General features: G+C 50.2%; 14 protein-coding genes. 3 read left to right on the top strand and 11 right to left on the bottom strand.

What is annotated here, in order from left to right; translation table 11 throughout:
- Position 1 precedes the first annotated feature (1 nt).
- Both QQL65_RS10360 and rnhA read left to right on the top strand, forming a co-directional pair.
- Positions 2–523, top strand: a complete 522-nt coding sequence (locus QQL65_RS10360; protein WP_284364272.1) for a GNAT family N-acetyltransferase — start codon at positions 2–4, stop codon at positions 521–523.
- The gene (gene rnhA, locus QQL65_RS10355) at positions 516–959 is read left to right on the top strand and encodes a ribonuclease HI (protein ID WP_284364271.1); all 444 of its coding nucleotides are present in this window, start codon (positions 516–518) and stop codon (positions 957–959) included. The genes QQL65_RS10360 and rnhA overlap by 8 nt, the downstream gene beginning before the upstream one ends.
- 7 nt (positions 960–966) lie before the next feature.
- Here rnhA and QQL65_RS10350 read toward each other — a convergent pair whose 3' ends face one another.
- From QQL65_RS10350 to QQL65_RS10305, 10 genes are all read right to left on the bottom strand, one after another.
- Positions 967–1,257, bottom strand: coding sequence for a hypothetical protein (locus tag QQL65_RS10350; RefSeq protein ID WP_284364270.1), 291 nt, complete (start codon positions 1,255–1,257; stop codon positions 967–969).
- 84 nt (positions 1,258–1,341) lie between these two features.
- On the bottom strand, positions 1,342–2,154 hold the full coding sequence (gene speB / locus QQL65_RS10345) for an agmatinase (RefSeq protein ID WP_284364269.1): 813 nt from the start codon (positions 2,152–2,154) through the stop codon (positions 1,342–1,344).
- Positions 2,155–2,182: 28 nt separating this feature from the next.
- The gene (glyS, locus tag QQL65_RS10340) at positions 2,183–4,270 is read right to left on the bottom strand and encodes a glycine--tRNA ligase subunit beta (protein WP_284364268.1); all 2,088 of its coding nucleotides are present in this window, start codon (positions 4,268–4,270) and stop codon (positions 2,183–2,185) included.
- Positions 4,271–4,361: 91 nt separating this feature from the next.
- Positions 4,362–6,353 carry a DUF2207 domain-containing protein gene (locus QQL65_RS10335; RefSeq protein ID WP_284364267.1) on the bottom strand — a complete coding sequence of 664 codons (1,992 nt, stop codon included), beginning with the start codon at positions 6,351–6,353 and terminating at the stop codon, positions 4,362–4,364.
- Positions 6,316–6,876, bottom strand: coding sequence for a LemA family protein (locus tag QQL65_RS10330; protein ID WP_284364265.1), 561 nt, complete (start codon positions 6,874–6,876; stop codon positions 6,316–6,318). Before QQL65_RS10330 ends, QQL65_RS10335 begins: the two co-directional genes overlap by 38 nt.
- 65 nt (positions 6,877–6,941) lie before the next feature.
- A complete protein-coding gene (locus tag QQL65_RS10325; RefSeq protein WP_284364263.1) occupies positions 6,942–7,121 on the bottom strand; it encodes a hypothetical protein in 180 nt (59 codons plus the stop codon).
- Between the two features lie 59 nt (positions 7,122–7,180).
- Positions 7,181–8,080, bottom strand: a complete 900-nt coding sequence (locus QQL65_RS10320; RefSeq protein WP_379863717.1) for a glycine--tRNA ligase subunit alpha — start codon at positions 8,078–8,080, stop codon at positions 7,181–7,183.
- Between the two features lie 106 nt (positions 8,081–8,186).
- Positions 8,187–8,414: a hypothetical protein gene (locus tag QQL65_RS10315; protein ID WP_284364257.1), complete on the bottom strand. Its 228-nt coding sequence runs from the start codon at positions 8,412–8,414 to the stop codon at positions 8,187–8,189.
- A 22-nt stretch (positions 8,415–8,436) separates the two neighbouring features.
- On the bottom strand, positions 8,437–9,312 hold the full coding sequence (locus QQL65_RS10310) for a S49 family peptidase (RefSeq protein ID WP_284364254.1): 876 nt from the start codon (positions 9,310–9,312) through the stop codon (positions 8,437–8,439).
- 52 nt (positions 9,313–9,364) lie between these two features.
- Positions 9,365–10,150, bottom strand: coding sequence for a tRNA1(Val) (adenine(37)-N6)-methyltransferase (locus QQL65_RS10305; protein WP_284364251.1), 786 nt, complete (start codon positions 10,148–10,150; stop codon positions 9,365–9,367).
- 180 nt (positions 10,151–10,330) lie between these two features.
- Here QQL65_RS10305 and QQL65_RS10300 point away from each other — a divergent pair, with 180 nt between their 5' ends.
- Entirely contained in the window at positions 10,331–11,347 is a 1,017-nt protein-coding gene (locus QQL65_RS10300; RefSeq protein ID WP_284364248.1) for a polyprenyl synthetase family protein, read from the top strand.
- On the opposite strand, the gene QQL65_RS10295 is transcribed toward QQL65_RS10300, so the two are convergent.
- Positions 11,344–11,817, bottom strand: coding sequence for a BLUF domain-containing protein (locus QQL65_RS10295; RefSeq protein WP_284364245.1), 474 nt, complete (start codon positions 11,815–11,817; stop codon positions 11,344–11,346). The two genes, QQL65_RS10300 and QQL65_RS10295, sit on opposite strands and share 4 nt — an antisense overlap.
- Positions 11,818–11,819 lie beyond the last annotated feature (2 nt).

The following is an 11,819-nucleotide window of genomic DNA, read 5'->3' as shown; positions in this document are numbered from 1 at the left end:
CATGTCTGAAGGAAAGCTGATCCTGCAGTCGGAGCGGCTCGCATATTGTTTGTGGTTGCCTGAGCATATTGACGATGTACTAGACCTACACAGTGATATCAGAGTTACCGAACATCTTTCCGGACGCGAAGAAACGCGTGAGGATGCCGAACGACGCATGACACAATGGCGCGATGATTATGCAGCCTATGGATGGTGCAAATTTCGTGTCCTTCGCAAAAGCGATGGCGCATTTATCGGTCGAGCCGGATTTGGGTTGCATGAAGGTGAACCCGAAATTGGCTATGCGCTTAAACACGCATTCTGGGGCCAAGGATATGCCGCAGAGGCGGCATTTGCACTTCGCGATTGGATCTTCCGCGCGACCGACCACGCAGATTTCATCGGATATGCATTTATCGATAATGCGGCTTCCGTGCACATTTTGCGCAAAATTGGCATGCAATTTACCCACACAGAACATGACGACTCAGGTAAAGAACTCAGCTTTCACAAGCTGACAAAAGAAGAATGGCATGGCTGAGCGGGTAACGATTTTCACTGATGGTGCATGTTCAGGCAATCCCGGGCCGGGCGGTTGGGGCGCTTTGCTGCGTTTCAACGGAAAAGAGAAAGAGCTTTGCGGTGGCGAAGAGCTGACCACTAACAACCGGATGGAATTGATGGCCGCCATCGAGGCGCTAAACGCACTCAAACGCCCTTGCGAAATCGACCTTTATACGGATAGCCAATATGTCAAAGGCGGCGTGACCGGCTGGATGCATAATTGGAAACGAAACGGCTGGAAAACCGCTGCAAAAAAGCCGGTTAAAAACGAGGATTTATGGCGGTTACTTGATTCAGCACTTGAGCGCCACAAGATCGACTTTCACTGGGTGAAAGGCCACGCAGGCCACGAAGGGAATGAGCGTGCTGACGACCTAGCCAACCAAGGAATGGCCCCGTTTAAATCAAAGTAGGTTCTGCTTAGTTCACCGCACAAATCGGCTGACCATCTCTTACGATGATCAATTGCTCGCCCGCATAGCGACGGTCCTGCACACGATCAAATGCCGTGGCCGCCATCCAGATATTGTTGGAACAGAAATAGGCAGATGCACAAGCACCGCCTGCCTTGGACTCGCAGTCTGCCTTTGCGGACCACCCTCGCTCGCTCGCACTTGGCGCTTTCAATTCAAACGTTGCACTAAACGCGGCGTTCGGCACAAGCAACAGACTGGCAGCCAACACAAGTTTTGCAGTCAAATTTTTGTTCATTTTACTCTTTAGCCACTCAACTCGCGAAACTACGTATAATTGCGATATTCATCTATCTGAATATGGTGAATGAATTGTTTGCATTTATGCGCCGGTGCGTAAACGACCAATTATTTCTTTGGTTAAGCGCGCGGCGACCATGGCTGTCATATTATTGATGTCTCGGTGTGGGTTAAGCTCCACAATATCAGCACCGACAAGTGGCCCCTTAAATCGATGAATTAGATCAATCACCTGACGCGAACTAAAGCCACCGGGTTCATGATGCGATACCCCCGGCGCGAACGCAGGATCAAGACCATCAAGGTCAATGGACATGTAAACCGGCCCATCAAAGCCAATATTCGCACTGTCCAACCAGTCTTTCATTTCAATGATCTCTACGCCAAAGCGCGCTGCTTGTTCTCGCTGGTGGTCGTTCAAAGTCCGAATGCCAACCTGCAACAAGCGTGACACCCCGCCCGTTTCCATCAGCCGTGCAAATGGCGAAGCATGAGACAATGGATTGCCGCCAAAATCACCATAGAGATCGGCGTGGGCATCCACATGCAGGACGTTTAGCCCGTCATAGTTTTGTGCATGGGCGTCAATAAGTGGATAGGAAACCGAATGATCGCCACCGAGCGAGATAACCCGCTCGCCCTGCTTGATCAATTCAATAGCCTTTTGCCGGATGCTATTCGACGTTTCTTCACGATCTTCGCCATTCACAGCCACGTCGCCCATATCGGCCCAAACACCTTGCTCGCCAAGATTGACGCCAAGTTCGGTCCACATATTCGAGCTATCGCTGTGGATTGCCTCACGAATGCGCGCAGGCGCTAATGCAGCACCCGGCAAGTAACTAGAATTGTGATCAACCGGCACACCGAGAAGTGCAACTTTGTGTTGCGCCATTGTCCCCTCCTTGTGGCCAGAATGATGTTTATCCAGCCAGTTTTGAAAAATCCGCGATCAAATGCATCGTATCGCGCAACTTTGCGAGCAAATTCAAACGATTGATCCGTACCTTTGGATCATCATCATTGACCAACACATCTTCAAAGAATGCATCAACAGGCTCACGCAAGGAAGCGAGGTCAGCCATGGCTGCTGCAAATTCTTCGTTTGAAATGTTGGCTGCAACGCTTTCGTTGACCACTTTGATCGCAGAGAATAGCTGCGCTTCTTCGTCTTGCGAAAACGCACTGTTATTGACCGCGTCATTGTAAGAAACACCGTCTTTTTTCTCTTCAGCACGCAAAATGTTTGCGGCTCGGCGATATCCTGCAAGCAAGCTTGCGCCCGCCTCACTTTCCAACAATGTCGCCAACTCCTTGGCGCGCGCCACGATGCTTGGCAGCGTGAAGCCTTTAGCCAATCCACCATTGCCCAAAACCGCATCCAGCACGTCGTGCTTGATACCGCTATCACGCATTTGCACAACCAGACGATCTTCAAAGAACGACATGAGGTCAGCAATTTTAGCGTCATCTACGCCCGAAATGCGTTCCATGTGAGACTTCACAATTCCAGCCAAATCAAGATCAAGCTGATTTTCGAGCGAAATTCGGATCACCCCCAGCGCTGCGCGGCGCAGAGCAAACGGATCTTTGGAGCCTGTTGGTTTTTCGTCGATCGCCCAGAAACCCGTCAAAATATCTAGCTTGTCCGCCAGCGCGACAGCAATTGAAACCGCATCAGTTGGCACTTCATCGCTTGGACCGGATGGTTTGTAGTGATCAAGAATTGCACTTGCGATTTCAGGTTTCTCGCCTTGTGCCGCAGCATAATACTTCCCCATCAAACCTTGCAGTTCAGGGAACTCAAACACCATGTCGGTCACAAGATCAGCTTTTGCCAATTTAGCTGCGCGCGCAGCGTCGTCGGCATGCGCGCCAACCATCGGTGCCAATTGTGCAGCCAACTCGATCAGACGTTCAACACGTTTTGATTGAGTGCCTAATTTCTCGTGGAACACCATCGCGTCGAGCTTATGTAACCGGCTTTCAAGCGGCGCATGTAAATCCGTATCATAGAAGAATTTGGCGTCAGACAATCGCGCGTGGATCACCCGCTCATTGCCTGCAACGATGGTTTTGCCGCCATCCGGTGCTTCAAGATTTGATATCAGCAAGAACCGATCGGCCAGCTTGCCAGTTTCAGCATTGCGTAAACAGAAACATTTTTGGTGCGACCGAATGGCAGTTGTCACCACCTCTTCAGGCAATTGCAAAAACTCTTCTTCAAAATTCCCCATCATCACAACGGGCCATTCGACAAGGCCGGCTGCTTCTTCAAGCAAACCTTGGTCTGCAATCACTTCCAAACCTTGCGCAAAAGCCAGGTTATCTGCGTCCGCGCGAATGATTTCCATCCGACGATCGAGATCAAGAACAACCTTTGCTTTCTCTAGTGCTGCCGCATAGTCATCAAAGCGACGCACTTTGATCGCATCTGGTGCCAAGAAGCGGTGACCAAAAGTGGTGTTGCCTGACTTCACCCCATCAATCTCGAATTCAATGGTTTCTGTCTCGTCGCCTTCAACCGCAAATGTTGCTGTGATGGCACGTAGTGGACGGATCCAGGTCAGTTTTCCGCTGCCCCAACGCATAGATTTTGGCCACGGAAACTTTTCGATCAATTGCGGTACGATGTCAGCCACAATATCGGTGGCCTTCTCGCCGGGTTTCTCGGTAATGGCGACGTAGAAATCACCCTTTTTGGGATCATTTTGAATCGTCGCCTGGTCAACGGACGTTAGTCCGGCGGCGCGCAAAAAGCCCTCAATTGCTTTTTCAGGTGCGTCAGTTCGCGGACCCTTGCGTTCCGATTTGGTGGCGGCAGATGCAGCAGGCACGCCAACAACAGACAAAGTCAGCCGTCGCGGCGTTGCATACGACACAGCGCCTTCATAAAGCAAACCTCGCTCTACCAGCGCGTCAGTGACGAGCTTTTTCAAGTTTTCTGCAGCGCGACGTTGATGACGCGCAGGGATTTCTTCTGAAAACAGTTCGAGCAGGAGTTCAGGCATATTTGCTTACTTCAATTGGGTGAATTTCAGGTCAAAGTTTGATAACGAGCATTGTCGCAGTTGTCCATGATTTTTGCCCGTTTTGTGGCGCTTACCAGCCGCCACCTCCGCCACCGCCACCGCCGCCGCCAGAAAAACCACCGCCCGAAGAAAAACCGGATGACGATGATGACGCTGGTTGCGCTGCGATCATGGCGGCACTCATACCAGAAGCAGTAGAAGCGATATTGGAAGCAATCCGACTTGTTCGCCAGCCGCGCCCTGTATGCCACGCGGGGTTGTAACTCTGGTCATCTGGATTCACGGCGTTACGTGCCAATTCTTTTTCGAAATGCTCTGACCACGGTTTTTCAACGCCCAGTGCAACGGCGTAGGGCAAGATTTTTTCAAATCGCTCCACCGTAAGGTCGGGTGCGCCGTGGATATTCAGACGCTCCTTCTCGGCCGTCTCCATGTAAAGTTTAAAGCCCTCAATCTGGTCCATAATTTTGCGCCCTTGCACAGTCGCAGCGCGCATGGTCAAGCCAAACCCTACATTGATAACCACAATCGATATCGCAGCAATTGCGCCCGGTTGTCCTTGCACAAACCCCTTGGTGCTTGCCCAAAAATCGCCTGTATAAAGCGCGCCGAAATCAAACAAGTCCAGCGATGCGAGAAACCCTGATGAAACATTGCTTAACAGCACAAAGAAGATAAAGAAGCCAATGCCCCGCGAAATGCGAACGCCTTTGCCGGCGTGGGACAACATACCAGACACCATAGCGACAAAAATGCCAGCAACAATTGCCACCACCAACCAAACGAAATGCAAAACCTCGAAGTAAAGCATACCGACCAAGCTTAAAAGCGACAGCGCCAGACCTAGTATGATAAATCCCGTGTTGCGATTGAAATAGGTCCGGCGGTTTTCGTCTTCAATTGTCTCGATAAAGTCTGCATGTAGTTCATGAAGGCCTTTGCCGATATCCTTGTTGATGGTCACCGAACCCTTAGCATGGAACCACGTGTAGAGTTTTAGTTCACCGCTTGGCAAATCATCCGGCTCTTTGTCGGTAACGGTTACTTTGGTGTCCTTGCCTGATTGGCCCAGCTTAACCAGCCCTTTTGTCGCCAGCGAGATCAAAGCAGCGGTAAATGCTGTCCAGCCCGATTTTTTCCACCCGAAATTATGCACATAATGTGTGAGCGCAGGAGAAAAGTTCTTCGGGGGATAGAACAGTGGAATGATGGTGCCCTTTTGCGGGTCTCGTCCAACCGCATTCCATGCGGAGTAAAAGTACGCAAATACAATCAAAAAGCTAAGCGCAGGTAGGAAAAGTGCACGTCGATCTGAGATATAGGTCCAAAACCGGTCCCAATCTGAAGGAGGTTCCATCAAGCCTTTTTCAAATCCAACGACCACACTCATACCTTCGCCGGGTGCGAATGCTTGGTTTGATCTAAAAATGATGTTCAAAGCGCCGTCATAGGTGATCATGCCGTTGTTGGCTGTGCTACCAAAACCACCGGTGAACACACGGGCTTGTTGGATTTTCGCTCCTTCAGGCAACCGCACCTGTGCGACCGCTGCCTGAATGGGGAAGTTCCAGAAATTTCCTGTCGCGTTCCAATAGATTTCATCCGCCTCTGGCAAGTCTCGCACCAGTCGCCAAGTCCGGTATTTCAGCTTGTAGGTGTATATTCCAGGCTTAAGAAATACATCCGCATTGCCGATATAGATCCGCTCGCCGCTTGCCTCAGATTCTGAATGCCAGTCGTCCGGTTTGCCGTCTCGAAGAACTTCGAGCACTTCAAGTCCATGATCAATGGCATAACCATTGTCGCCGCGCGACTCTGTTGGAATATAGCGCCATATGCCGCGCTTAATCTCTCGTGCTTCTGATTTCACACGAATTGTTTCAGTGACAATAATCGAGCGATCTGTTTGCACATCGATTATGGAAGAATGCGAGATAATTGCCTCCGCGCCCAACGCGGGCGCAGAGACAAAAAGAAATGCAAAAACAAATAGAAAGCGTGAAAGAACAGCCTTCATATTGACTTTAGAATGATACATCTGGAACGGCGCGGTCAGCCTCATTTTCAAGCTCGAAATATTCAGCTTTAAAGAATTGAAACATGTTAGCGATGATGTTTGACGGGAAGCTCTCGACCATCACATTCATGTTGCGCACAGCCCCGTTGTAATAGCGGCGCGACAGCTGAATTTCGTCTTCAGTTGTTTGCAAGGCGCCTTGGAATTCAAGGAACGTGCTGTCCGCTTTAAGATCAGGATAAGCTTCGGCAACAGCGATGAGTTTTCCCAGCGCTCCAGACAAAATGCCTTCCAGCTTGCTACGTTCGGCAGGAGATGCATTGCCCGCGCCCTGAACGGCTGCGCGTGCTTCGGTCACTGCTTGCAGCGTTTCTTTTTCGTGGCTCATATAGCCTTTGACAGTTTCGAGCATGTTCGGGATTAGGTTCGCCCGGCGTTTCAGCTGCACATCAATGCCGGACCAGCCTTCTTCAACCATTTGTCGATTTTTGACCAAATTGTTGTAGGCCATGATGGCATAGATGCCCACGGCGATAATAATTGAGAAAAGTACCCAGAAAATTTCCATGACGCAGCGCCTCCCATATGGATTTTTGCCGCGAGTTTATACAAAGAGTTGCAACTTGTGAACGACTAAGCGGCCAATAAAAAAGGGACATTTTGGCGATTATCCAAATGTCCCTTTTTGTGTTTAATCTTGCGCGAATATTCACGCTTGTTTTTGACGACTTTGAGCTTGAATTGGTTCTCACTCAGCGCCTTTGCCGCAGCGTTTGGCGGTGCGGCAATGCGTCGGTTCTTATTCCGCCTCATTGCACATCTCCTTTTCAGTACACGCCCGATATAGGAGATAAGAAATGCAATTTAAAGACTTAAGCGCCGCCAGATTCAGTTTGCAGCCACGCGCCACCACAAGCTTTGGCCAATTCGCGTACGCGCAAAATGTAGCTTTGACGCTCCGTGACTGAGATAACGCCGCGCGCATCAAGCAAGTTGAAAGCGTGCGATGCTTTGATACACTGCTCATAGGCGGGCATTGCTAGTTTGTGCTGATTGCCATCTTGGCCCGCTTCTAAAAGCGCTTTGCACTCGTCTTCAGCGTCTTTGAAGTGACGGAACAACATATCCGTATTGGCGTGATCAAAGTTGTAGCGAGAGAATTCTTGCTCAGCTTGCAAGAATACGTCTGAATAGGTGATCTTTTCGTCACCTTCACGGCCATTAAAGTTCAATTCCATGATGCTATCGACATTTTGCAAATAGCAGGCAATCCGCTCTAAGCCATAAGTCAATTCACCTGAAACCGGCGCACATTCATAACCCGCAACTTGTTGGAAATAAGTGAATTGGCTGACTTCCATGCCGTCACACCAGCATTCCCAACCAAGTCCCCATGCGCCAAGTGTTGGGCTTTCCCAATCGTCTTCCACAAACCGCAAGTCGTGCACCTTGGGGTCAATCCCGATCGCGTAAAGCGACTGCAGATAAAGCTCTTGCAAATTTTCAGGTGATGGCTTGAGGATAACTTGGTACTGATAAAAGTGCTGCAAACGGTTTGGGTTTTCGCCATATCGACCGTCGGTTGGACGACGCGAAGGCTGCACATAAGCAGCGCGCCAAGGTTTTGGACCAAGCGCGCGCAAGGTAGTCGCAGGGTGAAATGTACCAGCGCCCATTTCCATGTCATAGGGTTGCAAAATAACGCAGCCTTGGTCGGCCCAGAAATTTTGCAATGTCAAAATCAAACCCTGAAACGAGTTCTTTGGGTCCATATGCGCAGGAAGTTTGGTGTCGCTCATTGTGTCGCAACCTTTTGTCGATCGGCCAAGCTGGCGTGGATAATTGCAGGCGCGAACCTAATGCGCGACGCTCAATTTATCAAGCGTCCTTATCGTCATCTTTTTTGTTGTCGCCGGGTCGGAAAACACCATCTTTGGGGTCGCGTTTGAGATCAACAATGTCCGAGCGCCTTCGATCTTCGCGATCGCGCTTCAGTTTATCCTTATCAACGTCTGCAAAATAGTCATTGATGTTCCGGCGAATGGCGCGCAAGCCATATGCGATCGCTACAGCTACGATCACAAAGGTAAGTATTTTCAACCACATATGCGCGCCCTCCTCAATGCAGCTAAAGTCCGAAACGGCTCCACATGGACTTCGCTTCGACGGACGAAATCAAATCGTCAGTGAAACTTTCATCTGATGCACCAATTTGCATAAATGGAAGCCGTGGCACACCAAAAAGTGGTTTCTTTGGCGTGATGCGTTCGATCTTTACTTTCTTGCCAAACTTTTCGCGCAGCACTTCGTGCATATCGCCGAGTTTATCGACCAGCCCAAAATCAATCGCGGTTTTGGCCGTCCAGAATTCGCCTGTGAACAAATCTTTGTTCTCTGTGTCGAGCTTGTCGCCACGGCGAGATTTCACGTAGTCGATAAACACGTCATGAATATCGAGCTGAAGTTTTTTCAACCGATCAATATCGGCCTTTTTCTCCGGCAAAAACGGATCAAGTGTCGATTTGTTTTTGCCCGCTGTATAGAGACGACGCTTCACGCCGATCTTTTCAATTGCCTCTTCAAATCCAAAGCTCGCTGAAATCACGCCGATTGACCCTACAATTGACGATGGGTCGGCAATAATCTCGTCGCCAGCGGTTGCGATGAAGTAGCCACCAGATGCGGCAACATCCTCAACGAAAACCAAGACTTGTTTTTCTTTTTCTTCCGCCAAATCACGAATATATTTTGCAACCAACCTCGACTGGACGGGCGAACCACCTGGCGAGTTGATAATAATTGCAACGGCAGGTGCGCGCTTAATACCAAATGCGCGCTTTAGCAAAGGCGCAGCGCTTTGGATGTTGATCCGTCCTGGTCGGGAAGCTGCCTCGATGACGCCAGAAAGGCGCACCACAGGAATGACCGTTTTGTCACGGCCAAGCAGCCGCACATGCCATGGTGCAGGAACAGCATTGTTAGCTGGGTCGAAATCTGAAGTCATTATTATCCCCTGGTTTATTCTTGTTGCCGATATGTAGGCATCAAATGCGCTTCTACCAGTGCAGGCACGCTTTTCCCATCAAAATTCTTTCAACGTCAGCGGAAAACTCACGACCCGTTTCACCGTGCAGATGAAGGGGTGAGAGCAAGGTGGTTGGCGCACGCGACCCCTTTTTACCACGCAGCAACACGCGACTGGCAGGCTGACCAGGGCGCGACATGATGGGTAAAATTGAAATGTTGCCGATGCGTCGATCATATGCGCGCAACAAGTCGTTGATGGCTTCAGCACGGTGTATGAAAATTATCTCAGCGGTGGCGGAAGCTGCGCTAACTGCAACTTTCACCCATTTCTCCAGGCAATCTTTGGCATGCGCGTGGGCTTGTGCGCCATATTGGTCTTGCGGCAAAGATACTGATTTATCGTCGAAATATGGTGGGTTGGCGATCACACAATCAAAATGATCCGGCTTCAAGCCTGCCGCTTCGCGTTCTGGACCGGTTGCCATGATATCGAGTTGGCCAATCTGCACGCGATCGCTGAGCCCATTGTTTTTGGCATTTGTTGCGCACAGCTCAATCGCCTCGCTCGATATCTCGGCTAAGTGCGCGCTTAAATGCGGGCGGTGCACCAGCGCTGTGAAGGAGGCAACGCCGACCCCTGCGCCTAATTCAAGCAATGAGTTTGCATCTTGTGAAACCGCGGCGCCAAGCAACACGCTATCTACACCAGCCCGAAATCCTTTCTTCGGCTGTAAAATATGCAACTCGCCCCCCAAGAACGCGTCTTGTGTGACATATTGCTGTTTTACATTCGGATCTGGCTGGTCTACGGACATAAAATGCGTGATGCGCTCATTCGGTTGAGATTGGTGTCTGCCCAAAGCTTATAGCATAAGGCTATTACATTGGGACCAATAGCAACAAGATGATTTGCGAATTCCGTCGTTGTAGCTTAAAGCTCTCAACGGATAATGAGATTAGTTGACGCGCAATAAAGTGCGTTGGGGCGAGAGAATATGAGTACTATTGAAGCAACGGCTGCCAAGATTACTGACCAACCAATTGTTGAGCAGTTGATCGAGCACACCAACGCCGAGATGGAAAAGGTCAATGAGCTGCTACTTTCACGTGTGGATTCACATGTGGAAATGGTGCCGGAAATTGCGAATTATCTCATTTCTGCAGGTGGCAAACGCTTGCGCCCTATGTTGACCGTTGCAGCTGCGATGATGTTTGAGCCGCGCGACAATCAACATGTATCCTACGCTGCGGCTGTTGAGTTTATGCACACCGCCACGTTGCTGCATGACGACGTGGTCGATGAGAGCGACAAGCGTCGCGGGCAACTCGCGCCACGTAAAATCTGGGGAAATTCGGCCAGTGTGTTGGTCGGCGATTTTTTGCTCGGCCAAGCTTTCATGATGATGGTGGAAGCGGGCAATCTGGATGCACTTGGTATCCTTTCACGCTCAGCTGCAATTATCGCGGAAGGTGAAGTCTTCCAGCTGTCCAAGGCAAAAGACCTAACGACAAAAGTTGATGATTATTTTGAAGTGATCAAGGCTAAAACCGCTGCGCTTTTTGAAGCTGCAACTGAAGTTGGTGCAATGGCTGGCGGCGCAAGCGAAGCTGATCGTACTGCATTGAAAAAGTACGGCGCGGAACTAGGTATTGCTTTTCAACTTGTTGACGACGTGCTCGACTATGGTGGTCTTTCGGGCACCATCGGCAAGAATGTCGGCGACGATCTGCGTGAAGGCAAAATGACCCTGCCAATTTTGCACGCCCTGCAAAATACAAATGATGTTGACGCTCAGTTCATCCGCGAAAACCTAGGTGATCCTGAAGCGAACGAGCAGACTGTTGCGCGCGTTGTGGCGATCATGAAAGAAAGCGGTGCGCTAAAAGTGACATTGGATCGCGCTTATGAGCACGCCAATCTAGCAAAAGCGGCACTTGCCCCACTTGCGGCGCGCAATGGCGCCCACATTCTCATTGAGATCGCGGACTATTGCGTTGAGCGTGCTGCTTAAGCGCTCTTGTCCGCCACTTCTTCGAGCACCAGATCTCGCCAGTCACCTTTTTTGAACCGACTAAGCACACGCATCGCTTGCGAGTCGCTGACAATTTGCTTGTCGAGCTGATCTAGATAGTCGACATAACCCTTCAGGCCCTTGTTTTTGCCGTCAGTGTCGACATAGGCCATTGACCAATCGCCAAATTCCGTTTCGCTTATGCCGCAGCGCAGAAGCAGTTTCACATTGCGGTGTCGCGGGTCAGTTTTTACGCGCATGTAGATGGCTTCTACTGCGATGCGCGGCCCTTCCAGAACTTGCAGGAAACAATTGTCATGATAGACAAGCATGCCCCCCACATCGACACTTTGATTGTTTTTTCTAGCGATATGCAGCAAGTCGCGAATCTCGTCCTGCGTCAGTCGGCGGTTAGCTAGGCTGGCGTAGATGATTTGGAACGGCTGCAACATGTTCTCATTAGATATCATAG

Source organism: Maritalea porphyrae (assembly GCF_030159895.1).
In the GTDB taxonomy this organism is placed as follows: domain Bacteria; phylum Pseudomonadota; class Alphaproteobacteria; order Rhizobiales; family Devosiaceae; genus Maritalea; species Maritalea porphyrae.
Note: the sequence above shows the minus strand (reverse complement) of the source record. Positions and strands in the feature narration are given on the sequence as shown.